This window comes from Azorhizophilus paspali (assembly GCF_043587585.2).
Lineage (GTDB): Bacteria > Pseudomonadota > Gammaproteobacteria > Pseudomonadales > Pseudomonadaceae > Azotobacter > Azotobacter paspali.
In genome coordinates, this window is the sequence record NZ_CP171449.1 from 1,911,223 (window position 1) to 1,935,955 (window position 24,733).

Annotated in this window: 21 protein-coding genes; 6 read left to right on the forward strand and 15 right to left on the reverse strand. The window is 61.0% G+C overall.

Features of this window, described 5'->3' with window-relative positions; all coding sequences use genetic code 11:
* Positions 1-10 precede the first annotated feature (10 nt).
* The 11 genes from ACGI6K_RS09420 to cspD form a co-directional block, all read right to left on the reverse strand.
* Positions 11-1,606, reverse strand: coding sequence for an isocitrate lyase (locus tag ACGI6K_RS09420; protein ID WP_376949595.1), 1,596 nt, complete (start codon positions 1,604-1,606; stop codon positions 11-13).
* A gap of 277 nt (positions 1,607-1,883) precedes the next feature.
* Positions 1,884-2,720: a secretin N-terminal domain-containing protein gene (locus tag ACGI6K_RS09425; protein ID WP_376949597.1), complete on the reverse strand. Its 837-nt coding sequence runs from the start codon at positions 2,718-2,720 to the stop codon at positions 1,884-1,886.
* A 110-nt stretch (positions 2,721-2,830) separates the two neighbouring features.
* Positions 2,831-3,256 (reverse strand): GNAT family N-acetyltransferase, encoded by a 426-nt coding sequence (locus ACGI6K_RS09430; RefSeq protein WP_376949599.1) that lies wholly within the window; start codon positions 3,254-3,256, stop codon positions 2,831-2,833.
* Complete coding sequence (locus ACGI6K_RS09435; protein WP_376949601.1) at positions 3,249-4,415, reverse strand: JmjC domain-containing protein; 1,167 nt, start codon at positions 4,413-4,415, stop codon at positions 3,249-3,251. Before ACGI6K_RS09435 ends, ACGI6K_RS09430 begins: the two co-directional genes overlap by 8 nt.
* A gap of 78 nt (positions 4,416-4,493) precedes the next feature.
* On the reverse strand, positions 4,494-5,864 hold the full coding sequence (gene purB, locus ACGI6K_RS09440) for an adenylosuccinate lyase (protein ID WP_376949603.1): 1,371 nt from the start codon (positions 5,862-5,864) through the stop codon (positions 4,494-4,496).
* 98 nt (positions 5,865-5,962) lie between these two features.
* Positions 5,963-6,586, reverse strand: a complete 624-nt coding sequence (gene hflD / locus ACGI6K_RS09445) for a high frequency lysogenization protein HflD (RefSeq protein ID WP_376949605.1) — start codon at positions 6,584-6,586, stop codon at positions 5,963-5,965.
* Entirely contained in the window at positions 6,576-7,700 is a 1,125-nt protein-coding gene (gene mnmA / locus ACGI6K_RS09450; protein WP_376949607.1) for a tRNA 2-thiouridine(34) synthase MnmA, read from the reverse strand. Before mnmA ends, hflD begins: the two co-directional genes overlap by 11 nt.
* A 72-nt stretch (positions 7,701-7,772) precedes the next feature.
* On the reverse strand, positions 7,773-8,207 hold the full coding sequence (locus ACGI6K_RS09455) for an NUDIX hydrolase (protein ID WP_376949609.1): 435 nt from the start codon (positions 8,205-8,207) through the stop codon (positions 7,773-7,775).
* A 1,347-nt stretch (positions 8,208-9,554) separates the two neighbouring features.
* Positions 9,555-9,935, reverse strand: a complete 381-nt coding sequence (locus tag ACGI6K_RS09460; RefSeq protein WP_377969225.1) for a transposase domain-containing protein — start codon at positions 9,933-9,935, stop codon at positions 9,555-9,557.
* 232 nt (positions 9,936-10,167) lie between these two features.
* Positions 10,168-12,393: an NADP-dependent isocitrate dehydrogenase gene (locus ACGI6K_RS09465; protein WP_376948120.1), complete on the reverse strand. Its 2,226-nt coding sequence runs from the start codon at positions 12,391-12,393 to the stop codon at positions 10,168-10,170.
* A 567-nt stretch (positions 12,394-12,960) separates the two neighbouring features.
* Positions 12,961-13,239: a cold shock domain-containing protein CspD gene (gene cspD, locus ACGI6K_RS09470; protein WP_376948119.1), complete on the reverse strand. Its 279-nt coding sequence runs from the start codon at positions 13,237-13,239 to the stop codon at positions 12,961-12,963.
* A 229-nt stretch (positions 13,240-13,468) separates the two neighbouring features.
* Here cspD and clpS point away from each other — a divergent pair, with 229 nt between their 5' ends.
* Entirely contained in the window at positions 13,469-13,831 is a 363-nt protein-coding gene (clpS, locus tag ACGI6K_RS09475) for an ATP-dependent Clp protease adapter ClpS (protein ID WP_376948118.1), read from the forward strand.
* Between the two features lie 29 nt (positions 13,832-13,860).
* Positions 13,861-16,131 carry an ATP-dependent Clp protease ATP-binding subunit ClpA gene (clpA, locus tag ACGI6K_RS09480; protein ID WP_376948117.1) on the forward strand — a complete coding sequence of 757 codons (2,271 nt, stop codon included), beginning with the start codon at positions 13,861-13,863 and terminating at the stop codon, positions 16,129-16,131.
* 80 nt (positions 16,132-16,211) lie between these two features.
* On the opposite strand, the gene infA is transcribed toward clpA, so the two are convergent.
* The 4 genes from infA to trxB form a co-directional block, all read right to left on the reverse strand.
* The gene (gene infA / locus ACGI6K_RS09485; protein WP_002553999.1) at positions 16,212-16,430 is read right to left on the reverse strand and encodes a translation initiation factor IF-1; all 219 of its coding nucleotides are present in this window, start codon (positions 16,428-16,430) and stop codon (positions 16,212-16,214) included.
* A 102-nt stretch (positions 16,431-16,532) separates the two neighbouring features.
* Positions 16,533-17,240, reverse strand: a complete 708-nt coding sequence (locus ACGI6K_RS09490; RefSeq protein WP_376948116.1) for an arginyltransferase — start codon at positions 17,238-17,240, stop codon at positions 16,533-16,535.
* Positions 17,241-17,319: 79 nt separating this feature from the next.
* Positions 17,320-18,000 (reverse strand): leucyl/phenylalanyl-tRNA--protein transferase, encoded by a 681-nt coding sequence (gene aat, locus ACGI6K_RS09495; RefSeq protein WP_376948115.1) that lies wholly within the window; start codon positions 17,998-18,000, stop codon positions 17,320-17,322.
* Positions 18,001-18,051: 51 nt separating this feature from the next.
* On the reverse strand, positions 18,052-18,999 hold the full coding sequence (gene trxB, locus ACGI6K_RS09500; RefSeq protein ID WP_376948114.1) for a thioredoxin-disulfide reductase: 948 nt from the start codon (positions 18,997-18,999) through the stop codon (positions 18,052-18,054).
* 447 nt (positions 19,000-19,446) lie between these two features.
* On the opposite strand from trxB, the gene ACGI6K_RS09505 reads away from it, so the two are divergent.
* The 4 genes from ACGI6K_RS09505 to crcB are packed head-to-tail and all read left to right on the forward strand — an operon-like array spanning position 19,447 to position 24,724.
* A complete protein-coding gene (locus ACGI6K_RS09505) occupies positions 19,447-22,365 on the forward strand; it encodes a DNA translocase FtsK (protein WP_376948113.1) in 2,919 nt (972 codons plus the stop codon).
* A 25-nt stretch (positions 22,366-22,390) separates the two neighbouring features.
* Positions 22,391-23,014 (forward strand): outer membrane lipoprotein chaperone LolA, encoded by a 624-nt coding sequence (gene lolA / locus ACGI6K_RS09510; RefSeq protein ID WP_012701381.1) that lies wholly within the window; start codon positions 22,391-22,393, stop codon positions 23,012-23,014.
* Positions 23,015-23,027: 13 nt separating this feature from the next.
* Positions 23,028-24,353, forward strand: a complete 1,326-nt coding sequence (locus ACGI6K_RS09515) for a replication-associated recombination protein A (protein WP_376948112.1) — start codon at positions 23,028-23,030, stop codon at positions 24,351-24,353.
* Positions 24,350-24,724 carry a fluoride efflux transporter CrcB gene (gene crcB / locus ACGI6K_RS09520; RefSeq protein WP_376948111.1) on the forward strand — a complete coding sequence of 125 codons (375 nt, stop codon included), beginning with the start codon at positions 24,350-24,352 and terminating at the stop codon, positions 24,722-24,724. Before ACGI6K_RS09515 ends, crcB begins: the two co-directional genes overlap by 4 nt.
* The last annotated feature ends 9 nt before the right edge of the window (positions 24,725-24,733 follow it).

A 24,733-nucleotide genomic window follows, 5' to 3' on the forward strand; every position in this document is an offset into this window, starting at 1 on the left:
CGGGTTCCGATCAATGGAACTGGTTCATGGTGTTGTCTTTGCCGCCAGCTTTCAGAGCGGCTTCGCCAGCGAAATATTCCTTGTGGTTGTCGCCGATGTCGGAGCCGGCCATATTCTGGTGCTTGACACAAGCGATACTTTGACGGATTTCCTGACGCTGAACGCCCTTCACGTAGGCCAGCATGCCTTCCTCGGCGAAGTAGCCCTTGGCCAGGTTGTCGGTGGACAGCGCGGCAGTGTGGTAGGTCGGCAGGGTGATCAGGTGGTGGAAAATACCGGCCTGGGCCGCGGCGTCGCGCTGGAAGGTGCGGATGCGAGCATCGGCTTCCAGGGCCAGCTCGGTCTCGTCGTACTCCACGCTCATCAGTTTGGCGCGGTCGTACTTGGAGACGTCCTTGCCTTCGGCAACCCAGGTATCGAACACCTGCTGACGGAAGCTCAGGGTCCAGTTGAACGACGGGCTGTTATTGTACACCAGCTTGGCGTTCGGGATGGCTTCGCGGATACGGTCGACCATGCCCTTGATCTGGCCGATGTGCGGCTTCTCGGTTTCGATCCACAACAGGTCGGCCCCATTCTGCAGGGAAGTGATGCAGTCCAGGACGCAGCGGTCTTCGCCAGTACCCTTGCGGAACTGGAACAGACCGCTGGCTAGGCGCTTCGGACGCAGCAGCTTGCCGTTGCGATTGAGCACCACGTCGCCGTTTTTCATCTCGGCCGGGCTGATCTCTTCGCAGTCCAGAAAGGCATTGTACTTGTCACCCAGGTCGCTTTCCTGACGGGTCACGGCGATCTGCTTGGTCAGGCCGGCACCCAGAGAGTCAGTACGGGCGACGATCACGCCATCGTCTACACCCAGCTCGAGGAACGCATAGCGAACGGCATTGATCTTGGCGAGGAAGTCCTCGTGCGGAACGGTCACCTTGCCGTCTTGGTGGCCGCACTGCTTTTCGTCGGAAACCTGGTTTTCGATCTGGATGCAGCAGGCACCGGCTTCGATCATCTTCTTGGCCAGCAGGTAGGTGGCCTCGGCGTTACCAAAGCCGGCGTCGATGTCGGCGATGATCGGCACGACGTGGGTTTCAAAGCCATCGATCTGCTTCAGGATTTCCTGCTCCTTGGCTTTGTCGCCGGCGTTGCGGGCATCGTCAAGGGCGCTGAACAGCAGGTCCAGTTCGCGGGCATCGGCCTGGCGCAGGAAGGTGTACAGCTCTTCGATCAGCGAGGAGACCGCGGTCTTCTCGTGCATGGACTGGTCGGGCAGCGGGCCGAAATCGGAGCGCAGGGCTGCCACCATCCAGCCGGACAGGTACAGGTACTTCTTGTCGGTGGTCTTCAGGTGCTTCTTGATGGAGATCAGCTTCTGCTGGCCGATGAAACCGTGCCAGCAGCCCAGGGACTGGGTGTAGATGGACGAATCGGCGTCGTACTCGGCCATGTCCTTGCGCATGATGGCCGCAGTGTACTTGGCGACGTCCAGACCGGTCTTGAAACGGTTCTGAATGCGCATGCGGGCGGCGTATTCCGGGTTGATGGCGCTCCAGGCGCTGCCATTCTTCTCTTTGAGGGCAGCAAGGGCCTTGATCTCGTTTTGATATGCAGACATGGTCGATCCTTCAAAGTTGGAAATGGTTGAGCGATTCCCACCTGAACCTGCATGTAGTCGATGATCGATACGGACAACACGCGGTAAAAACGTCGAACCTTGTGGGCAGTACAGGCATAGAGCTTAGCTCGGCTGGTTGGCTGGAGCTGGCCCCGGAGACCCTTGCCAGGACCCCTGGTTAGCGGGAGTAAGGCAATCATGCCTAGGCAGGCATCCGTCGTCAACGAATTTGTAGTGAAATTTTTAGATCACTACATGATGGTATGAGAAAAGCGCTTCATTCCAAAATCTCGACCCGCAGGCGCATGGACAGTTCTTCGCGAGTGGATGCGGAGTAGCGGCGCAGCGGTGCCTGCTGGTCGTTGTCGCGGCTTTCGCTGCTGTTGCCGAGGTCGATCCATTCTCCTAGACGGCCGCTGACCTGGGTATCCAGTTGCTGGACGTCGATCGCGCCGGGCAGGGAGGGGTCCAACTGCTCATTGCTGCTGCTCAGAGCGACATGCACGATATCGCCGGAGATCCTCGCGGTAACGTAGACGCCGCGGGTGATATCGCGGTAATAGGTCTCGCGGTACAGCTGTCCGTAGGGGCCGATCTGGGTATCATGCAGCGGCACGCTCCGGCCGGTCTGGATCAGCGCCGGATAGCCTTCGGTGGCCTGGATCCGTTGCAGGGCGTCGCCCTGTCGGTCGGTGCCGTGGCTCAGGATGCGCAGCCGGTTCCCGTCCTGGAGCCGGCCATTTCGGATCTCCACGTCGCCGCTGTCGACCGAGTCGCCGGCACTGTAGCCGTGCTGTGTGCCGCTGCGTGCCGCACTGCTGTCGACGGTGATCAGCAAGCGTCTGGGCGGGATGTCCAACTGTTCGAGCAGGGCGCGCAGTTCCTGCACCTGCGCTGCCGGGGCGTTGACGATGAGCTGGTTGCCATGGGCATGGACCCGCCCCTCGTCGCCGATCAGCGCGTGCGCCACGGGCAGCATTTCGTCGGCCATCCGGTGATTCAACTGGATGATTTCGGTAGCAGCCAGTGCGCAGGACGAGGCCAGCGTCAGCAGCAGGATGAGCAATCTGCAGATCTTCATGGAGAACTCGGCGGGAAATTGATATGCCGACATTCTAGGGGCATGAGAGGGAGGACGTCTGCCAAGGTATCCGCAGGTCTGGGGTCCTGCATGGCTCCGGTGGGGGAGGGCCATGCAGGACGTTCGGCTTGGAAGACGGTCGCTCAGTCGGCTTGGCGCACCATTTCTACATGGGGAATACCGGCATCCAGGTATTCACCGCTGATTACCTCGAATCCCAAGCGTTCGTAGAAGCGCGTGGCCTGCACCTGGGCGCTCAGAAGCTGGCGGCGAAACCCGCGCCTCTCGGCCTCGGTGATCGCCATGCGCATCAAGGCGGCGCCGATCCTCAGGCCGCGCCAGTCCTTGAGAACGGCGACACGGCCGATGTGGCCATCGTGCAGCAGGCGCGCCGTGCCAACGGCAAATTCACCCGCGAAGGCGAGGAAGTGGAGGGCTTCTTGATCCTCGCCATCCCACTCCAGTTCGGAGGGCACTGCCTGTTCGGCGATGAAGACGCTATCGCGGATTCGGCGGATGTCCTCATTGTCCTTCTGCCAGTGGGCGATCCGTACCTGGATCTCAGTCATCGGCGAACTCCAGGCTGCCTTGCACGAGCAACTGCCAGAGGAGTTGACGGCCGTCCTCGTCCGCCACCCAGGAGGCCAGGTTATCCGCATGCAGGGCATCGGCGCTGCAGATCAGCTTGAGCAGCTCGCGCAGGCGACCGGGGAGCTGGCGGCTCTGGCCGCTGGCGAACAGCAGCAGGTCCTGGCCGACCTCGGACCAGGCCAGGCGGGCACTGGGATTACGGATCAGTACGCCACCTTCCTGCAGATTGGTCAGGAAATCCTGTTCCTGCATTTCCGCGCCGGCGACCAATTCGGGATAGCGCGGTTCGGTCATGAACTGGCCGAACCAGGTAAGCAGCAGGCGCTCGTCGCCCATGTGCTCCTGAATCAGGTCTTTGAGGCGTTCCAGTGCATCGCGCTGGATCTGGTGCGGGTCCTCGCAGGGACTTATGCCCGGATCGTCGTAGCGCTCCTCGTCGGGCAGAAACTGGGCGAGGAAATCGGTGAAATGGGTGAGTACTTCAGCGGCGCTGGGGGCACGGAAGCCTACCGAATAGGTCATGCACTCGTCGACCGCGGTACCGAAGTGGGCCAGACGGGGTGGCAGATAAAGCATGTCGCCTGGCTCCAGCACCCAATCCTCGCCGTTCTGGAATTCGGCGAGGATGCGCAGGTCGGCATGTTTTAGCAGCGGGCTGTCGCTGTTGCACATCTGGCCGATCCGCCAACGCCGCTTGCCGTATCCCTGCAGCAGGAACACGTCATAGTTGTCGTAGTGTGGCCCTACGCCACCCCCTGGCGCGGCATAGCTGATCATCACATCATCGATGCGCCAACTGGGCAGAAAGCGGAAGTTTTCCAGCAGTTCGGCGACCTCGGGAACGAACTGGTCGACTGCCTGGACCAGCAGGGTCCAGTCGCGCTCGGGCAGGTTCCGGTAGGTTTCCTCGTCGAACGGGCCGCGGCGCAGTTCCCAGGGGTGGTTGCCGTGCTCGATGATCAGGCGCGACTCGACTTCTTCCTCGAGCGACAGGCCGGCCAATTCGTCCGGCGAGATTGGGCTTTCGAAGCCGGGGACGGCCTGGCGGATCAGCAGGGGCTTCTTCTGCCAGTAGTCGCGCAGGAACTCGCGTGCGCTGATGCCCCCCAGGAATTGAAGTGGAATGTCGAAAGTCATGGGTAACCCCTTGCTCTACAGGGAGAGCTGAAAATAAAAACGCCCGGCGCTGCCGGGCGTGGAGATGACGAGACGAAATCAGATGCGCTTGGCCTGGGCGACCGCATTGCCGATATAAGCGGAAGGGGTCAGCTTGTGCAGTTCGGCCCTGGCGCCTGCGGGAATGTCCAGGGTATCGATGAAGGTCTTGAGCGCTTCGGGGCTGATCCCTTTGCCGCGAGTCAGTTCCTTGAGCTTTTCGTAGGGATTGGCGACGCCATAGCGGCGCATCACGGTCTGGATCGGTTCCGCTAGCACTTCCCAGCAGGCATCCAGATCTTCGGCGAGACGCTGGGCGTTCAGCTCCAACTTGCCGATTCCCTTGAGAGTGGCTTCGTAGGCGATGAGGCTGTGGGCGAAGCCGACGCCGAGATTGCGCAACACGGTGGAATCGGTCAAATCTCGCTGCCAGCGGGAGATCGGCAGCTTGCTGGCCAGGTGCTGGAGAATCGCATTGGCGATACCGAGGTTGCCCTCGGAGTTCTCGAAGTCGATCGGGTTGACCTTGTGCGGCATGGTCGAGGAGCCGATTTCGCCGGCCACTGTCTTCTGCTTGAAGTAGCCGAGGGCAATGTAGCCCCACACGTCGCGGTCGAAGTCGATCAGGATCGTGTTGAAGCGAGCAATGCCGTCGAACAGCTCGGCGATGTAGTCGTGCGGCTCGATCTGTGTTGTGTAGGGGTTCCAGCTCAGGCCCAGGTCCTCCTCGATGAACTCGCGGGCGTTGGCCTCCCAATCGACATCCGGGTAGGCCGACAGGTGGGCGTTGTAGTTGCCCACGGCGCCGTTGATCTTGCCCAGCAGCGGCACGGACTCGACCTGCGCAATCTGGCGTTCGAGGCGATAGACCACATTGGCCAGCTCCTTGCCCATGGTGGTCGGCGAAGCCGGCTGACCGTGGGTGCGCGACAGCATCGGCACCCCGGCGAACTGTACGGCCAGGGCGCGGATGGCTTCGGCCAGTCGACGCATCAGCGGCAGCAGCACGCTATCGCGGCCTTCGCGCAGCATCAGGGCGTGGGACAGGTTGTTGATGTCCTCGCTGGTGCAGGCGAAATGAATGAATTCGCTCACCTCGGCCAGTTCCGGTAGCTTACCGGCCTGTTCCTTGAGCAGATACTCGATGGCCTTGACGTCATGGTTGGTGGTGCGCTCGATCTCCTTGACGCGCTCGGCGTGCTCCAGCCGGAAATTTTCGGCCAGCTCGTCCAGCAGGGCGGTGGCTTCGGCTGAAAAGGGGGCTACCTCGGGGATGCCGTTGTGGGCAGCCAGGCGTTGCAGCCAGCGGACCTCCACCATGACCCGGAAGCGGATGAGTCCGAATTCGCTGAAGATCGGGCGCAGGGCACTGGTTTTGCCGGCGTAGCGGCCATCGACGGGGGACACCGCGGTGAGCGAGGAGAGCTGCATGGGGGAAGTCTCGGACAGTCGGGCTACAAAAAGGGCTGCAATGATACACGAAGGCGAAGAGTCGACCGAGTGCAATCTTCCTTCGGCCGACCGGCTTCTCAGTTGCGCCGTATCAACGGATAGAGTTCGTCGAGCAGCTTGCGGCGGCTGAACACCAGTTGCCAGCGGTGCCCGCCGAGCTGGCGCCACAGGCGCGCCGAGCGGATGCCGGCGAGCAGGAGGGCGCGGATCCTGGCGGCGTTGGCCGGATTCTGCAGGTGGCGCATCTCGCCGTGCACCTGGATACGCTGGCGGAAGGTGCTCAATGTGTCCTCGTACAGGGAGGCGAAGGCGGCGACCGCGCTCTCGTGAGTCAGGCCCAGGTGTTGAACCTGCAACTGGATCTGGTCCAGGCGCCGCCCCATGAGTTGCAGCATGTCGTCGCGCTTGTCCAGTTGCCGCTCCAGGCTGACCAGCGCCAGCGAGTAGCGTAATGGCTCGCGCTGCAAACTTTGCGGGTTGCGTTCGAGTGCACTGGCCAGGGCTCGGTAGCCATCGAGCAGGTTGAGGTCATCGCCTCCGTAGACTTCGAGCGTGTCCTTGGGATTGCGCTCTAGTAGACTGCCGAGCATGCAGGCGAGATGGGCCTCGCTAGCCAATCCCGTCTTGGCGATCCTGTCGACCAGGTAGGCCGACTCGAATATGGCGCCAAGGGCGATCAATTGTTCCTGTCTAGGCGTCATGCTGCTCGTCCTCACATTTCCATGGCTCGGCAGTCTCGATGACACCGCCACCCAGGCAGACGTCTCCATCGTAGAGCACCACGGACTGACCGGGGGTCACGGCACGCTGGGGCTCGTCGAACAGGACCCGGAAGCCTTGGTCGGTCTTTTCCAGGGTACAGGTCTGGTCGCCCTGCCGATAACGGACCTTGGCGGCCAGACGCCGCGGGAGCGGGAAGTCGGGTGGATTCACCCAGAACATCTCCGAGGTGTGCAGGGCCCGGGAGAACAGCCAGGGGTGCTGGTTGCCCTGGCCGACGATCAGCACGTTGCGGGTCAGGTCCTTGGCCAGCACATACCAGGGATCTTCGGTAGCATTTTTCATTCCGCCGATGCCAAGCCCCTGACGCTGGCCGATCGTATGGTACATCAGGCCATGGTGCTGGCCGATGATTTTGCCTTCGGTGGTTTCGATGGGGCCGGGCTGGGCAGGCAGGTACTGTTTGAGAAAGTCGCCGAAGCGGCGCTCGCCGATGAAGCAGATCCCGGTGGAATCCTTTTTCCTGGCCGTGGCCAGGCCGTGCAGTTCGGCGATAGCGCGCACGGCCGGTTTCTCCAGTTCTCCGACCGGGAACAGGGATTTGGCGAGTTGTTCGCTGGCTACGGCATGCAGGAAGTAGCTCTGGTCCTTGTTGGGATCGAGCCCCTTGAGCAGTTCGGTTCTATCCTCAGTATCGCGCCGTCGTACATAGTGTCCGGTCGCTATCATGTCGGCACCGAGCGACAGGGCATAATCGAGGAAAGCCTTGAACTTGATCTCGCGGTTGCACAGGATATCCGGGTTTGGAGTGCGTCCGGCCTTGTATTCGGCGAGAAAGTGTTCGAATACGTTGTCCCAGTATTCGGCGGCGAAGTTGGCGGTATGCAGCCTCATGCCGATCCTGTCGCAGACGGCCTGTGCATCGGCAAGGTCCTCCTTGGCGGTACAGTATTCGGTGCCGTCGTCCTCTTCCCAGTTCTTCATGAACAGACCTTCCACCTGATACCCCTGTTGCAGGAGCAGGAGGGCGGAAACGGAAGAGTCCACGCCGCCGGACATGCCGACGATCACGCGGGTATGGGCGGGATCATGCATAGGAAGAGTCGGGTCCTGAAAAGGAAAGGATTCTATCAGGGGCGCGGGCTTGGCTGCGAAGGTGCGGACTGTTCAACGAACGAGGCTCAGCGGGAAGCGCTCTTTGCCCAAGTAGTCGTCGATGCAGCGCAGTACCAGCGGGCTGCGCAGGCATGCCTGCCGCTCGAGCAATTGCTCGCGGCTCAGCCAGCGGGGACCTATGATGCCCTCGTCGAGCTGGTAGTCGGCGACTGGCTGCAGGGCGCGCGCAGCGAAGCAGATGCGCTGATAGGTCACGCCATTGGGAGCTCTGTAGAGGTAGATACCGATCACGGCCGTGAGCTCCACCTGCCAGCCGGTTTCCTCCAGCGTTTCGCGCAGGGCGGCCTCGGTCAGGCTCTCGTTGGGTTCGAGATGTCCGGCAGGTTGATTGAGGACGCGGCGCCCATCCTGCAGCTCTTCTACTAGAAGAAAGAGACCGTTGTTCTCCACGATAGTAGCGACGGTGATATGTGCCTGCCAATCCATGAATGCGTCCGGATGAGCGCTGATGGGAGCGGTATTATACGCGCTGGTAACTTTGGGGGTACACGATGCGGCCTTTATTGTCGGCTAAGGTTGGAAACTGTATGGTTGAAACGAAACCTCGACGTGGGCCTAATGTCAGTCAGTTAAGCTGACTGGAATTTTTCGTTCTGGGATAACTTATCCGAACGTGGTTTCACTGCGCGCGGATAGTGCCGCTCACGCCGGAGCGGCAGCATGCAGTGGCGAGCCTGCGACCGGCGCTCCATCGGCCATGGCGGGATCGTGTCCGGAATGGCGCAAGGTCCCGACGATCACAATGTATTGTTGTCGTGCCTGGGCAGACGAACCAGCCGGTCTCGGGTCCCAGGCTCCCCATGGAGCAATGGCGATTTCGCGTGCATCAGTCAGTGATGCTCGATATCTCGTCCCGGCCAATCGAATAGGAAGGCGGCCGAGCAGCAAGCGCGTTTGAAAAGGGTCAGTGAGTGTGCGTAGACGACATCGGCCAGTCCCCGAGTGTAACTGAGCTCGCCGACGGCATGGTCGCCGAAGCGGGCTGCACCAGGGCAATCGCATGAAGCGCTCGCCTGATACCAGACTGGAAAGATTGTGTGATCCTTGGCATGGCTGTTTGCCGAGTAGCCGGACAGTCCCCGTTTCGGCCCCCCGGCCGAGTCACTTTTTCTTGCCTGGCCAAGAAAAAGTAACCAAAAAGAAGGCCACCCCCTCATCCGGCCCTGCGCTTCGCTCCGGGTTCCCTCCCTGCATCGCCGCTCCAGGGGCACGTCCCGCAGGGTCATCCATGGCCCATCGCGGCTCTCGCGGCATCCTTGCCGCTCGACCCCTTCCACAACGATTCCGCTCGGCCTCCTGAAGGGGGCATCCGGCATTGCCTGACAAGCCGTGCCGCAAGAGCGAAAGCGCTTTCAGGCAACCCGGAGCCCGACTCCCGTTCAGGAGGCCGAGCGCAGGCGTCGCGTAGAGGGGCGAGCCGCAGGGGGCGGCGAGAGTCGTACGAGGGGCATGGATGCCCCTTGTGCGACGACCAGCGAGGGAACCCCGGCGTAGCCGGGGCCGAATGACCGGGCGCGCTTTCTCTTTGGTTACTTTCTCTTGGCGCGCGCAAAGAGAAAGTGACTCGGCCAGGGGCCGAAACAGGAGGTATCCAGCCCCTCGGCAAGCAGCCGATGCACCGGATTTGAAGACCAGGCCGGAACGACCAGGCACACAATCTTTCCAGTCCGGTATCGGAAAGACATTTCATGCGATTGCCCTGCGGGCTGCACGGATCGGATGGCTGTGGGTATCCATCAGGTCGACCCGCGCATCTGAGGCCAGGCTCCGGCTCTACTGGTTACGTCCGCCGGAAAATGCTTCGCGGTTTTTTGCAGTGTCTGGCATCGACCAGGCCGCGGTATCGGCGGCGAAAATGCGCAGTCTGCGAAAGCGAGCCGAAGCTGGCGGCTCCATGGCCAACCACGCACGGGCCAACTGCTTGAACAGCGTGGCCGTCGGGGTCTCGTTCAGACGCTGTCGAATCTGTAGAGTTGCACTGAGTGCAGGCGTTAAGCCATTGCCCTTGGACAATCCCGGCTGTTGCACGACCAGCTGGATCGGCTTGCTCTTGAACAGGGCCATTCCGACAACCAGCCAGATGATGTGCTCGGCCGGTAGGCGCCGGTGGCGACGCAAGGAAACCGTGCCGGTCAGTATTGGTTCCTCTTCGATCCGGCAGAGTCGATCAACAGGGCGAAGTGCTCGAACGAGGCGAGATCAAGTTCGGCGGTCTACCGGAGTGCTTGCTGAAACGGCATAAAAAAACAGGCCTATGAATTTCCATGGGCCTGTTTCTATCGTTTCACCCTGCCGGGCCGATACCTCGACTGATTGGCATTAAGCGCGGCGAGGGTTTTGTAGCTATGGAGGCGAGATGTAGCCTCCGCGCGCTTAGTGCAGCGTCTTATGCAAGAGGTGCCAGAGCCGCGTTGAAGGTAGCGCTCGGGCGCATGGCCTTACTGGTCAGGTCGGTATTCGGATGGTAATAGCCAGCGATATCCACGGGCTTGCCTTGAGCTGCAGCCAACTCACCGACGATCTTGGTCTCGTTGTCGGTCAGAGCCTTGGCAATGCCGGTGAATTGGGCTTGCAGTTCCTTGTCCTCGGTTTGTGCTGCCAATGCCTGGGCCCAGTAGAGGGCTAGGTAGAAGTGGCTACCGCGGTTATCGATCTCGCCAACCTGGCGTGCCGGGGATTTGTTGTTGTCGAGAATTTTGCCGGTAGCCTGATCCAGGGTGCTGGCGAGGACAAGCGCTTTCGGGTTCTTGTAGGCGTTGCCCAAGTGCTCCAGGGAAGCGGCAAGAGCCAGGAACTCGCCGAGCGAATCCCAACGCAGGTAACCTTCCTCGAGGAATTGCTGGACATGCTTGGGAGCCGAGCCGCCCGCGCCGGTTTCGAACAGACCGCCGCCGCTCATTAGCGGGACGATCGACAACATTTTGGCGCTGGTACCCAGTTCCATGATCGGGAACAGGTCGGTCAGGTAGTCGCGCAGGACGTTGCCGGTGACGGAAATGGTGTCCTTGCCTTCGCGGATACGGGCCAGCGAGAAGCGGGTTGCCTCGATCGGCGACAAGATGCGGATGTCGAGACCGCTCGTATCGTAGTCCTTCAGGTAGCGCTCGACCTTGGCAATGACTTGGGCGTCATGGGCTCGCGCCGGGTCCAGCCAGAATACCGCTGGGGTATTGGTAGCGCGGGCGCGGTTGACGGCCAGCTTGACCCAGTCCTGGATCGGGGCGTCTTTCACCTGGCACATGCGCCAGATGTCGCCGGCCTCGACGTTCTGCTCCAGCAAGAGCTTGCCGCTTTCATCGGTCACACGGACAACGCCGTCCGCAGGAATCTGGAAGGTCTTGTCGTGGGAGCCGTATTCCTCGGCTTTCTGAGCCATCAAACCGACGTTGGGCACGCTGCCCATGGTGGTGGGGTCGAAGGCGCCGTGCTGCTTGCAGTCCTCGATGACCACCTGGTATACGCCGGCATAGCAACGGTCGGGGATGACCGCCTTGGTGTCATGCAGCTTGCCGTCGGGGCCCCACATCTTGCCGGAGTCGCGGATCATCGCCGGCATCGAGGCGTCGACGATGACATCGCTCGGCACATGCAGGTTGGTGATGCCCTTGTCGGAGTTCACCATCGCCAATTGCGGGCGCTGGGCGTAAACCGCCTGGATGTCGGCTTCGATTTCCTTCTGCTTTGCTTCGGGAAGAGTCTTGATCCGGGCGTAGAGATCACCGATGCCGTTGTTGACGTCAAAGCCGATCTGCTTCAGCACCTCTGCGTGCTTGGTGAGGGCGTCTTTGTAGAACTCGGAGACGATCTGGCCGAACATGATGGGGTCGGACACCTTCATCATGGTTGCCTTCAGGTGCACGGACAGCAGTACTCCCTGCTTCTTCGCATCCTCGATTTCAGCGGCGATGAAGCTGCGCAAGGCGTTCTTGCTCATTACCGAAGAGTCGATGATCTCGCCGGCCTGAACGGAGGTCTTTGCCTTCAGGACAGTGCTGCTGCCGTCTTTGGCGATCAGCTCGATTTTCACACTGCCAGGGGCGCCAATCAGGGCAGCTTTCTCGCTGCCGTAGAAATCACCGCTGTCCATGTGGGCGACATGCGACTTGGAGTCCGCACTCCAGGCGCCCATCTTGTGAGGGTGCTTTCTGGCATAGTTTTTGACGGACAGGGGCGCGCGGCGGTCGGAGTTGCCTTCACGCAGGACGGGGTTCACGGCGCTGCCCTTGATCTTGTCGTAGCGGGCCTTGACGTCCTTCTCGGTGTCGGTCTTGGGCTCTTCAGGGTAGTCCGGGAGTTTGTAGCCCTGCTGCTGCAGTTCCTTGATGGCGGCCTTGAGTTGCGGGACGGAGGCGCTGATGTTCGGCAGCTTGATGATGTTGGCGTCCGGCGTGGTGGCCAGTTTTCCCAGTTCGGCTAAATCGTCGGAGATTTTCTGGGTATCGGTCAGGTATTCGGGAAAGGTTGCGATGAGGCGGCCTGCAAGGGAGATATCGCGGGTTTCGACGGCGATACCTGAAGATCCGGTGAACGCTTTGATGATGGGAAGCAGAGAGTAAGTCGCCAGTGCCGGTGCTTCATCAGTGAGCGTATAAATAATCTTCGGTGTGGACATTTTTTACGTTAACCCCTCTGTATTGCTACATTTGCAAGTGCACAAACTCTTGATGCTCGCAGGGTAGGCGAAGTCGCCTAAAGGCATCAATGAGCGTAAAGTCGAGGTTCCTGGGGGAAATGTCCCGGATCCCTTGGGTCGAGATTCTCCAAGGGCGGTGGTTGCCAGGTTCAAGTCTGCATGCTGCTTGGGTTTAGAGTGGCTCATTCCAGATTGGCTCTGGATCCAATGTCCTTTCAGTTGCGCCGAGTATATCAGTGCGACATATCTTTTGCATTCGCAGGATTTTTAGGCTGTGTAGCGCGTTAGCCGAGTGCCTGCGTTGGTGACGAGCGGCAGATTCGGAGCGTTAGGCCGGTCTTTCCGGCCTCGCGGGGAAGGTAGACACCTGCCATGGGGGCGGTGGGTACTAGGACGGGCTGGTAACAGCCGAGCCGCACCGTTGAAAGAGGCGATCTACCTGCAGATGAAGGCGGATGCGCTCAATGCGGGCTGCCCGGCCAGTGCTGATCCATGACCAGTGCTGTGCGAAGCGAGCCCGCCTTGCAGTGGTGCATTGCTCTCGGGCTATAGCGTACCGGCAATGTCGGTAAGGGACGAGGGTTGTGCCAGGCCGAGCTTGGCCGAACTCTCGATCGACGCCGGGCAGGGGCGGATATTGATTGCATGGAGGCCTTTCGGGCCCTGCAGCAGCTCGAAAGTCACTGCCTGACCGGCCTTCAAGGTCTTGTAGCCATCCATCTGAATTGCCGAGTAGTGGGCGAACAAGTCTTCGTCGCGGCCATCTGCCACGATGAATCCGTATCCCTTGGCGTTGTTGAACCATTTGACCTTGCCGCTTAGCATGCCGACATCCCTCTGCAAAGACTCCGTCACTGGAGTATCATCCGCCTCGGCCCCTTACCACGTTCGACCCGATAGCCGGAACATGATAGGACCCCTGAACACCCTTTTGGGTACCCATTGTTTTTATCATTGTTTGGCCGATAGTCAAGGCGGGGCTGTGCTTGGCTGCCCAAGCGTGCTACTAAATCCTCCCAGTATTCGTATTCGTTCAACCGGAAGCTTGTCCAGCATGTTCGCAAGCACTGAGATTCGACTAACATTCTGTCAGGACCGTTCGGAGCCGCGTGAGGACGACTCTCATGGGGTGGTCGTGCAGGAGTCCAAGCCTGCGCTGAAGGTACCGCCCATGTATAAGGTGGTAATGTTCAACGACGACTACACACCGATGGATTTCGTGGTCGAAGTGCTGGAGAAGTTTTTCAACCTTAACCGCGAGTTGGCAACCAAGGTCATGCTGACCGTCCATACAGAGGGGCGGGCAGTGTGCGGAATGTTTACTCGTGACGTTGCAGAAACCAAGGCCATGCAGGTCAACCAGTATGCAAGGGAATGCCAGCATCCGCTGCTCTGTGAGATCGAGAAGGACGGTTAACGCCGACCGCTTGGGTATGAGGTGAAGCTATGTTGAACCGTGAGCTCGAAGTCACTCTCAATCTTGCCTTCAAGGAGGCTCGTGCAAAACGTCATGAGTTCATGACGGTGGAGCACCTCCTGCTGGCGCTTCTGGACAACGAAGCCGCGGCTGCCGTACTGCGGGCCTGCGGTGCGAATATCGATAAGCTTCGGCATGACCTGCAGGAGTTCATCGACTCCACGACTCCTCTGATTCCACAGCACGATGAAGAGCGCGAAACCCAGCCTACCCTCGGCTTCCAGAGGGTGCTGCAGCGAGCGGTCTTTCATGTGCAGAGTTCTGGTAAGCGGGAAGTGACCGGAGCCAATGTGCTCGTAGCCATCTTCAGCGAACAGGAAAGCCAGGCCGTCTTTCTGCTCAAGCAGCAGAGTGTGGCTCGTATAGACGTGGTGAACTACATTGCTCATGGTATTTCCAAAGTGCCGGGTCATGGCGATCATCCTGATGGCGAGCATGAGATGCAGGACGAAGAAAGTGGAGATGCTTCGGCTTCCGGTCATCCCCTGGAGGCCTATGCGAGCAATCTGAACGAACTGGCTCGTCAGGGGCGGATCGATCCGCTGGTCGGGCGTGAGTTCGAGGTCGAGCGGGTCGCGCAGATCCTGGCTCGGCGGCGCAAGAACAATCCTCTGCTGGTGGGCGAGGCCGGGGTCGGCAAAACGGCCATCGCCGAAGGGTTGGCGAAACGCATCGTCGACAATCAGGTTCCGGATCTTCTGACGCACAGCGTCGTGTACTCCCTCGACCTCGGGGCGTTGCTTGCCGGCACCAAATATCGCGGTGATTTCGAAAAGCGCTTCAAGGCATTGCTCAATGAGTTGCGCAAGAAGCCGCATGCCATCCTGTTCATCGACGAGATCCACACCATCATAGGCGCCGGTGCTGCCTCCGGCGGGGTGATGGATGCTTCGAACCTGCTCAAGCCGCTTCTTTCGTCCGGAGAGATCCGCTGCATCGGTTCGACCACCTTCCAGGAGTTCCGCGGCATCTTCGAGAAGGATCGAGCCTTGGCGCGTCGTTTCCAGAAGGTCGATGTGATTGAGCCTTCGGTCGAAGATACCGTGGGTATCCTTCGCGGGCTCAAGCCGCGTTTCGAGCAGCACCATGGCATCGAGTACAGCGATGAGGCGCTGCGGGCCGCAGCTGAGCTGTCCTTTCGCTATATCAACGATCGCCACATGCCAGACAAAGCCATCGATGTTATCGACGAGGCAGGTGCCTTCCAACGTCTCCAGCCGGAGGACCGTCGTGCCAAGCTTATCGATGTGGCTCAGGTCGAGGATATCGTTGCCAAGATCGCTCGTATTCCGCCCAAACATGTTTCCACTTCCGACAAGGAACTGCTGCGTAATCTTGAGCGCGATCTCAAGTTGACCGTATTCGGTCAGGATGCCGCTATCGATTCGCTCGCCACGGCAATCAAGTTGTCGCGGGCTGGCTTGAAGTCGCCGGACAAGCCGGTCGGTTCCTTCCTCTTCGCCGGTCCCACCGGGGTGGGCAAGACCGAGGCGGCCCGGCAGTTGGCCAAGGCGCTGGGTGTGGAGCTGGTGCGTTTCGACATGTCCGAGTACATGGAGCGGCACACTGTTTCGCGGCTGATCGGTGCGCCTCCAGGATACGTCGGGTTCGATCAAGGGGGGCTGCTGACCGAGGCGATTACCAAGCAGCCGCATTGCGTGCTGTTGCTGGATGAAATCGAGAAGGCGCACCCCGAAGTGTTCAATCTGCTATTGCAGGTCATGGACCATGGCACGCTGACCGACAACAACGGTCGCAAGGCTGATTTTCGTAGTGTCATCATCATCATGACCACCAATGCTGGAGCGGAAACCGCGGCCCGTGCCTCGATCGGCTTTACTCTGCAGGATCATTCTTCCGATGCCATGGAGGTGATCAAGAAGAGCTTCACTCCCGAGTTCCGCAACCGTTTGGATACCATTATCCAGTTCGGTCGCCTGAGTCACGAGGTGATCAAGAATATCGTCGACAAGTTCCTTACCGAACTTCAGGCACAATTGGAAGACAAGCACGTGCAGCTAGATGTTTCCGAGCGGGCTCGTGGTTGGCTCGCCGAGCATGGATATGATGCTCAGATGGGCGCACGGCCGATGGCTCGCCTGATTCAGGACAGGATCAAGCGTCCCCTGGCCGAGGAAATTCTCTTCGGTGAGTTGGCCGAACATGGGGGAGTGGTGCATATCGATCTGAAGGGTGAGGAGCTTTCCTTCGACTTCGAGACGGCAGCCGAAGTGGCTTGAGTGCAATGGCGGCGAAAGCCTCCCTTCTGAAACGAAGACGCCCGGCTATGCCGGGCGTCTTCGTTTTATTGGATTCCGCCTCAGCGAGCGCGATAAGTGATGCGGCCCTTGCTCAGGTCGTAAGGGGTCAGTTCGACACGCACCTTGTCCCCGGTGAGGATACGGATGTAATTCTTGCGCATCTTGCCGGATATATGCGCGGTAACGACATGCCCATTTTCCAACTCCACGCGGAACATGGTGTTGGGCAGGGTGTCGACGACAGTGCCTTCCATTTCGAAGCTGTCTTCTTTCGACATTCAATAAAGCCCTCGGTATGCAGTGAATGGCCCAACGTAGTTGGCACGCCGAGCAAAACGGCGTGCATTGTGCCTGAAAATGGTCGTTGGCGCCAAGAGTTCTCAGGTCAAAGTGACCCAGCGATGATTTACTAGCAATTCAATTGGACGGTATTGGGTCTTGTAATTCATCTTGCGGCAATTCTTGATCCAATAACCCAGATACACCGCCTGTAGACCCAGGCGCGCGGCTTCGCCAATTTGCCAGAGAATCGCATAGCGACCGAGACTGCGTCGTTCTTCGTCAGGATCGTAGAAGGTATAGACCGCTGACAGGCCGTTGGGGAGTACATCGGTTACTGCCACGGCCAGTAGGCGCCCGGAAAGGCGAAATTCGTAGAAGCGGGAGAAAGGCAAGTCGCGTACCAGGAAGGTGCAGAACTGGTCCCGGTTGGGGGGATACATGTCGCCATCGGCATGACGCTGTTCGATATAGCGTGCATAGAGTTTGTAATATTCCTCGGTAAAGCTGGGTCGTACGGCTCGCGCCGCAAGGTCCTCATTGCGTTTCAGGATGCGCCGCTGCTGGCGGTTCAAGGCAAAACCCCTGGCGGGGATGCGAGCCGGGATGCAGGCGTTGCAGCCTTGGCAGTGGGGGCGATAAAGGTGGTCGCCGCTGCGCCGGAATCCCAGATCCGAGAGCTCCGCATAGACATACATGTCCATGGGTTGGCTGGGATCGAGGAACAGGGTCGTCGCCTGCTCGTCGGGCAGGTAGCTACAGGCGTGCGGTTGCGTGGCGTAGAACTTGAGACGAGCCAGCTCGGTCATGGTCAACCCCCGGAAAGCCCATGGCGTGCCGCAATCGTTCGCGGCACTCATCAAGTGTATGACACGCTGCGGACCTCTACTAGGCGATCCAGTCGGCCGTGCTCGGCAGATCCAGATGGTGCGCCAGATAATTGGAGAATTCAGTACGGGGTATGCTGCGGGCGCCAAGGCTTTGCAGGTGCTGGGTCGGCATCTGGCAATCGATCAGCACGAAGCTCCACCGCTCAAGCCGTTCCACCAGTGTCGCAAAGCCTACCTTGGATGCATTATCGGCATGACTAAACATGGACTCGCCAAAGAACAACTGGCCGATCGCCAAGCCATAAAGACCTCCGACGAGAACACCGTTCTGCCAGACTTCGACCGAATGGGCGATGCCGCAGTGGTGAAGCTCCTGATAGGCCTTCCTCATTTCCGGGGTTATCCATGTGCCGTCGGCGTAATCGCGCGGGCCGGCACAGGCCTGGATCACGGCCGCGAAGTCCCGGTCGAAGGAAACCTGGAAGCGCTCCTGGCGGAGAACCTTGCGCAGGCTGCGGGAGACGTGCAATTCCCGAGGAAACAGAACGGTGCGCGGATCCGGCGACCACCAGAGAATGGGCTGCCCCGCCTGGTACCAGGGAAAGCAGCCATGCCGGTAGGCTTGGATCAGGCGTTCGGCCGAGAGATCACCCCCGACGGCGAGCAGGCCATTGGGTTGGTGCAAGGCTCTCTCCAGGGGAGGGAAGCTCAGGCTGTCGCGTTGCAGACAGGTCAGCATGTTGACGCCGCAGTGTGAATGGGAGAGGGCGGGCTCGGGTCCGTCGAACGATCAGTTGTCCAGATAGCGCTCGGCATCCAGGGCGGCCATACAGCCGACGCCTGCCGAGGTGATGGCTTGGCGGTAGACATGGTCGGCCACATCGCCGGCGGCGAAGACGCCTTCGATACTGGTGGCGGTGGCGTCGCCCGAATTGCCGCCCTTGATCGTCACGTAGCCGTTGTGCATGTCGAGCTGGCCCTCGAATAGCTCGGTATTGGGCTTGTGGCCGATCGCAATGAAGACTCCGGTCAGCGACAACGTTTCGGTAGCGCCGCTCAGCGTGTCCTTCAAGCGTACGCCAGTCACGCCGGAGGCGTCGCCCAGCACCTCGTCCACGGTCTGGTTCCAGTGCAGACGGATATTGCCATTGCGGGCCTTCTCGAGGAGCTTGTCCTGCAGGATCTTCTCGGCGCGCAACTTGTCGCGGCGATGGATCAGGTGTACCTCCTTGGCGATATTCGACAGGTACAGGGCTTCTTCCACGGCAGTATTGCCGCCGCCGACCACGCCGACCACCTGATTGCGATAGAAGAAGCCATCGCAGGTGGCGCAGGCGGATACGCCCTTGCCGGAAAAGGTTTCTTCGGAGGGCAGGCCAAGATACTGGGCAGAGGCTCCGGTGGCGATGATCAGGGCTTCGCAGGTGTAGGTCGCGCTGTCGCCGATCAGGGTGAAGGGGCGTTGTTGCAACTTGGCGGTATGGATATGGTCATAGATGATCTCGGTGTCGAAGCGCTCGGCGTGTTTCTGCATGCGCTCCATCAGGGCGGGACCGGTCAGGCCTTCGACATCGCCAGGCCAGTTGTCCACTTCGGTAGTGGTGGTCAGTTGGCCGCCGGGCTGGATGCCGGTGATCAGCAGGGGCTTCAGATTGGCACGTGCAGCATAGACGGCCGCAGTGTATCCAGCCGGGCCGGAGCCAAGGATGATCAGCCGCGAATGCTTGACATCATTCATAAAAAGTCCCCGTAAGCCTTTGTCACAAAAGAAAATGCGTGCTCCAATGAAGCAGCATAGCGGTGATTGTCGGCTATGCTACACCGAAGCATGAGGGCTCGGCAAAAAGGGGCGGCGACTCTCCGCATGGCATCGGATAGGCAAAACCGTACAATAGGAAATCCGCAAAGGGGCGGCCTTAGCATTTCCTTGCCGGATGTTGTCCGGCGTATCGGCGGCCGCCGGATCGAGGACGCTGCGAAGCAGGATCGGGCGGAAAAATGAAATCCGGTTTGAGACTGGAATTCATTCTTCGTAAATGTAAATAAGGATTCCAGGTCTGGCTGCAACACCGCACGAGCGAGCCTGCGGATCAGCCGAGGCTCCAGCCGTCGCTGACGTACTCTTGGCTCTCGACCGACACGTAACTTGGATGGAACGCGCCGTTGGCGCAGGAAAAGAAGCGTCTTGAAGAATTCCTCCTCTACAAAAGCACGGCTTCCGGCCTGGCAGCAGCAGGTGAGCTCCCGCCTCAAGGAGGGTGCCCTAATCGCCTTGAGCGCGCTGACTCTATATCTCTGGATGGCATTACTGACCTACGATCCTTCCGATCCGGGATGGACTCACAGCAGCAGTGTGGCCCAGGTGCAGAATGCCGCCGGCCGGACAGGGGCATGGTTTGCCGACATCCTGTTCATGGCGCTTGGCTATTTCGCCTACCTGTTTCCCCTGCTCCTGGTGATCAAGACGGCGCAGGCGTTCAGGGCGCGCCATGAGCCGTGGCCCTGGAGTGGCTGGTTGCTCTCCTGGCGTCTAATCGGGCTGGCGATTCTGGTCCCGGCGGGAGCTGCGCTCGCGTATATTCATTTCCATTCCGCCCCCGGCTTGCCGGCCTCGGCTGGCGGGGCCCTTGGCGAGGTTCTGGGCAAGCTCGCCCTGGATGCGCTCAACGTGCAGGGCAGTACACTGATATTTCTGGCGTTGTTCCTTTTCGGACTGACAGTGTTCGCCGATCTGTCCTGGTTCAAGGTCATGGATCTGACCGGCAAGATCGTTCTCGACCTGTTCGAGCTGGTGCAGGGTGCCACCGGGCGCTGGTGGAGCGCGTTGGTCGAGCGCAAGCGACTGGTCGCCCGACTGCGCGAAGCCGACGGGCCGGTCAAAGCCCGTGCGCCCGGCAGGGAGAAAGGTGAGCCTGCCCACCTTGACGATCCGCTCATCGAAGAGGCATCGCTGGCCGGGATGTTCGCCGAACCGATCGTGGCCAAGCCTGCTGCTCAGCGTCGTAACGCGACCGTCGTAGACGTTCCGGCCCGATTCCAGCGGCCGCCGGAATCCGCCTCGTCGCGCAAACCACGCATCGAGCCCGCGAACATAGCGAAACCGCGCGCGGCGCCCGAAATCCTCCCCCTCAAGCCTCGTAGCGAGCCGAGAGTCGAGACCAGGGGGCTTGTCGAGCCCGAAGTCGCTCCACCAAGGCTGTCCGTCGAGCCCGAGCCAGGCCTACCACAGCCGCCTCGCATCGAGCCGGGACCCATCACATCCAGGCTCGTGCCTCGCCCTGAGCTCGACCCGGTTCCGGCCTTGTCCGGGGAGTTCGGCGAACTCGACGATCTGTCTCTGGATTTCCAGGAAGGCGATGCCTTCGAGGCGATGCCGCCAGCCGATTCCCCGCGTTTCGACGCGCACGAACGGTCGTTCGTCGCGCCCGTCGAGTCCCGGCCGGGCAGTGCGCCGGAGCCGGCTGTTACGATCAGTCCCGCGGTCGGGCCGGAGCGGCGTCCGCCGCCGGCCATCACGCCGCTCTCGGAGACCCTGGCCATGGAGCCCCGACCACAACCCGTACCCGTCTCCGCGTTTCGGGAAGGGCCCGCATCCGTTTATGCGGCCCTGGAGGGAACACTGCCGCCGCTCTCTTTGCTGGACGACCCCGAGGAGAAGTCGCAGACCTACTCGAGCGAGTCGCTCGAGATGTTGTCGCGCCTGCTTGAAATCAAGCTTAAGGAGTTTGGCGTCGAGGTGACCGTCGAGTCCGTGCATCCGGGGCCGGTGATCACCCGCTTCGAGATCCAGCCGGCACCAGGCGTCAAGGTCAGTCGGATTTCCAACCTGGCCAAGGACCTGGCCCGTTCCATGGCGATGATCAGCGTGCGCGTGGTCGAGGTCATTCCCGGCAAGACCACGGTCGGTATCGAGGTGCCCAACGAGGACCGGCAGATCGTGCGTCTTTCCGAAGTGCTGACCTCGGTCGAGTACGAGGAGGCCAAGTCGCCGGTCACCCTGGCGCTCGGCCACGACATCGGCGGCAAGCCGGTCATTGCCGACCTGGCGAAGATGCCCCACCTGCTGGTGGCCGGCACCACCGGCTCCGGCAAGTCGGTGGGGGTCAACGCCATGATTTTGTCGGTCCTCTTCAAGTCGACGCCCCAGGAGGCGCGGCTGATCATGATCGATCCGAAGATGCTCGAACTGTCCATCTACGAGGGGATTCCGCACCTGCTCTGCCCGGTCGTGACCGACATGAAGGAAGCGGCCAACGCCCTGCGCTGGAGCGTCGCCGAGATGGAGCGGCGCTACAAGCTGATGGCCGCCATGGGCGTGCGCAACCTGGCCGGCTTCAACCGCAAGGTGAAGGACGCCGAGGAAGCCGGCACGCCTCTCTACGACCCGCTGTATCGGCGCGAAAGCATGGAGGACGAGCCGCCGCTGCTCGAACCCCTGCCGACCATCGTGGTGGTGGTCGACGAGTTCGCCGACATGATGATGATTGTCGGCAAGAAGGTCGAGGAATTGATCGCGCGCATCGCTCAGAAGGCCCGCGCCGCCGGCATCCACCTGATCTTGGCGACCCAGCGCCCTTCGGTCGACGTGATCACTGGCCTGATCAAGGCCAACATCCCGACGCGTATGGCCTTCCAGGTGTCCAGCAAAATCGACTCGCGCACCATCCTCGACCAGGGCGGTGCCGAACAGTTGCTCGGCCACGGCGACATGCTTTACCTGCCGCCCGGCACCGGCCTGCCGATCCGCGTGCACGGCGCCTTCGTTTCCGACGACGAAGTGCATCGCGTCGTCGAGGCCTGGAAGCAGCGCGGCGCACCGGACTACATCGAGGACATCCTCTCCAGTGCCGAGGAAGGTGGTGGCAGCTTCGAGGGTGGCGGCGAAGGCGGCGAGGGCAGCGAGGAAGACCCGCTCTACGACGAGGCCGTACGCTTCGTGACGGAAAGCCGCCGCGCCTCTATCTCCGCAGTGCAGCGCAAGCTGAAAATCGGCTATAACCGCGCGGCACGGATGATCGAGGCCATGGAGATGGCGGGTGTGGTGTCCTCGATGAACACCAACGGTTCGCGGGAAGTGATCGCTCCCGCGCCGGTTCGCGACTGATCTCCCTACGCTTTTGAGGATTGTCATGCGCCTTTTCCGTGTGCTGTTGCTGTCCGCTGTCGCTTTCGCCCTGTCTCCGGCGCAGGCCGATGAGCGTTCGATCCAGCGCCTGACTCAACTGCTCGACCGGGCACAGACCCTGACCGCGCGTTTTTCCCAGCTCTCGCTCGACGGCTCCGGCACACAGTTGCAGGAAACCTCCGGCGAGATGGCGCTGAAGCGTCCGGGGCTGTTCCGCTGGCATACCGATGCGCCGCAGGAGCAGCTTCTGGTCTCCAATGGCAAGACGGTCTGGCTCTACGATCCCGATCTGGAGCAGGTGACCGTCCGCAGCCTCGACCAGCGCCTGACTCACACCCCTGCGCTACTGCTTTCCGGCGACCTGTCGAAGATCGGCGAGAACTTCGAGATTACCCACAAGGAGGCCGGCGGCGTGGTGGATTTCATCCTCAAACCGAAGTCCAAGGACACCTTGTTCGACAACCTGCGCCTGTCCTTCCGCGATGGGGTGGTCAACGACATGCAATTGATCGATGGTGTCGGCCAGCGCACCAATATCCTGTTCTTCGGGGTGAAGATGAACCAGTCGCTCGATGCCGCCCAGTTCGATTTCAAGGTGCCGGAAGGCACCGACGTTATCCAGGAGTGATCCGGCTGAGCCCATGGACCTATTTCGCGCCGACCCTCTCGCCCAGCCCCTGGCCGCGCGCCTTCGCCCGGCCAGCCTGGACGAGTACGTCGGCCAGGAGCACCTGCTGGCCCGCGGCAAGCCGCTGCGCGAGGCGCTGGAGCAGGGGACCCTGCACTCGATGATCTTCTGGGGGCCGCCAGGCGTCGGCAAGACCACCTTGGCGCGGCTGCTGGCGAAGGTCACCGATGCGCACTTCGAGACGATCTCCGCGGTGCTGGCCGGAGTCAAGGAGATTCGTCAAGCGGTCGAGATCGCCCGTCAGCAGGTTGCTCAGCATGGACGGCGGACGATTCTTTTCGTCGACGAGGTGCACCGTTTCAACAAGTCCCAGCAGGATGCCTTCCTGCCCTACGTGGAAGACGGCACCCTGATCTTCATCGGCGCCACCACCGAAAATCCTTCCTTCGAACTGAACAACGCGCTGCTCTCGCGCGCCCGCGTCTACGTGCTGAGGAGCCTCGATGAAGCGGCCCTGCGGAGGCTGGCCGAACGCGCCTTGGGCGAGGAGCGCGGCTTGGGTGGACGCCACCTGAGCCTGCCGGAAGACAGCCTGCGGATGTTGCTAGCGGCCGCCGACGGCGACGGGCGGCGCCTGCTCAATCTGCTGGAGAACGCCGCCGACCTGGTCGAGGACGACCAGGCGATCGGCACCGAGCTGCTTGGCAACCTGCTCGGCGACAGCCGCCGGCGCTTCGACAAGGGCGGCGAGGCCTTCTACGACCAGATCTCCGCGTTACACAAGTCGGTGCGCGGCTCGAGTCCGGATGCAGCGCTCTACTGGTTCGCGCGAATGCTCGATGGCGGCTGCGATCCGCTGTATCTCGCCCGTCGCGTGCTGCGCATGGCCAGCGAGGACATCGGCAATGCCGATCCGCGGGCGCTGCCCCTGTGCCTGGCCGCCTGGGATGTGCAGGAGCGCCTGGGCAGCCCCGAGGGCGAGCTGGCGCTGGCCCAGGCCATCGTCTATCTGGCCTGCGCGCCGAAGAGCAATGCCGTCTACACCGCCTTCAAGGCAGCGCGCCGCGATGCCGAGCAGCAGGGCTCGCTGGAGGTACCGCTGCATCTGCGTAATGCGCCGACCAAATTGATGAAGGAACTCGGCTACGGCGAGGAGTATCGCTACGCCCACGACGAGCCGGAAGCCTATGCCGCCGGCGAGGACTACTTTCCGGAAGACTTCGAGCCGCGCCACTACTATCAGCCGGTGCCGCGTGGCCTGGAGACGAAGATCCGTGACAAGCTGCAGCATCTGGCTGAGCTCGACCGCGCCAGTGTCTGGCGGAGGAGAAAGCCATGATCGGCGTGACCCTGGCAGTGGCGGCGGGTGGTGCGCTCGGTTGTCTGTTGCGTTTCGCCACCAGCAACTGGATATCCGTGCACTGGCCGCAACATTTTTATGCCGCCACCCTGGCGGTCAACATTGCCGGCTGCCTGCTAATCGGCTATCTCTATGGCCAGTTCCTACTGCGTCCCGAAGTGCCGCTGGCGCTGCGGGCCGGGCTAATCGCCGGTTTTCTCGGTGGCCTGACCACCTTTTCATCCTTTTCCCTCGACACGCTGCGCCTGTTGGAAAGCGGCCAGGCTCCGCTGGCTTTCGGCTATCTGGCGTTCAGCGTGCTGGGCGGCCTGCTTGCCACTTGGGCCGGCCTGATACTCACCAAGCTCTGATCGATAGAC

What these genes read in the sequence shown, in the direction of transcription:
- ACGI6K_RS09420 (WP_376949595.1), bottom strand. Translation starts at nt 1,606, where the DNA reads ATGTCTGCATATCAAAACGAGATCAAGGCCCTTGCTGCCCTCAAAGAG.
- clpS (WP_376948118.1), top strand. Translation starts at nt 13,469, where the DNA reads ATGTTCGCAAGCACTGAGATTCGACTAACATTCTGTCAGGACCGTTCG.
- crcB (WP_376948111.1), top strand. Translation starts at nt 24,350, where the DNA reads ATGATCGGCGTGACCCTGGCAGTGGCGGCGGGTGGTGCGCTCGGTTGT.
- ACGI6K_RS09465 (WP_376948120.1), bottom strand. Translation starts at nt 12,393, where the DNA reads ATGTCCACACCGAAGATTATTTATACGCTCACTGATGAAGCACCGGCA.
- ACGI6K_RS09490 (WP_376948116.1), bottom strand. Translation starts at nt 17,240, where the DNA reads ATGACCGAGCTGGCTCGTCTCAAGTTCTACGCCACGCAACCGCACGCC.
- trxB (WP_376948114.1), bottom strand. Translation starts at nt 18,999, where the DNA reads ATGAATGATGTCAAGCATTCGCGGCTGATCATCCTTGGCTCCGGCCCG.
- purB (WP_376949603.1), bottom strand. Translation starts at nt 5,864, where the DNA reads ATGCAGCTCTCCTCGCTCACCGCGGTGTCCCCCGTCGATGGCCGCTAC.
- mnmA (WP_376949607.1), bottom strand. Translation starts at nt 7,700, where the DNA reads ATGCATGATCCCGCCCATACCCGCGTGATCGTCGGCATGTCCGGCGGC.
- hflD (WP_376949605.1), bottom strand. Translation starts at nt 6,586, where the DNA reads ATGACGCCTAGACAGGAACAATTGATCGCCCTTGGCGCCATATTCGAG.
- ACGI6K_RS09425 (WP_376949597.1), bottom strand. Translation starts at nt 2,720, where the DNA reads ATGTCGGCATATCAATTTCCCGCCGAGTTCTCCATGAAGATCTGCAGA.
- lolA (WP_012701381.1), top strand. Translation starts at nt 22,391, where the DNA reads ATGCGCCTTTTCCGTGTGCTGTTGCTGTCCGCTGTCGCTTTCGCCCTG.
- infA (WP_002553999.1), bottom strand. Translation starts at nt 16,430, where the DNA reads ATGTCGAAAGAAGACAGCTTCGAAATGGAAGGCACTGTCGTCGACACC.
- ACGI6K_RS09455 (WP_376949609.1), bottom strand. Translation starts at nt 8,207, where the DNA reads ATGGATTGGCAGGCACATATCACCGTCGCTACTATCGTGGAGAACAAC.
- aat (WP_376948115.1), bottom strand. Translation starts at nt 18,000, where the DNA reads ATGCTGACCTGTCTGCAACGCGACAGCCTGAGCTTCCCTCCCCTGGAG.
- ACGI6K_RS09515 (WP_376948112.1), top strand. Translation starts at nt 23,028, where the DNA reads ATGGACCTATTTCGCGCCGACCCTCTCGCCCAGCCCCTGGCCGCGCGC.
- ACGI6K_RS09435 (WP_376949601.1), bottom strand. Translation starts at nt 4,415, where the DNA reads ATGACTTTCGACATTCCACTTCAATTCCTGGGGGGCATCAGCGCACGC.
- cspD (WP_376948119.1), bottom strand. Translation starts at nt 13,239, where the DNA reads ATGCTAAGCGGCAAGGTCAAATGGTTCAACAACGCCAAGGGATACGGA.
- clpA (WP_376948117.1), top strand. Translation starts at nt 13,861, where the DNA reads ATGTTGAACCGTGAGCTCGAAGTCACTCTCAATCTTGCCTTCAAGGAG.
- ACGI6K_RS09430 (WP_376949599.1), bottom strand. Translation starts at nt 3,256, where the DNA reads ATGACTGAGATCCAGGTACGGATCGCCCACTGGCAGAAGGACAATGAG.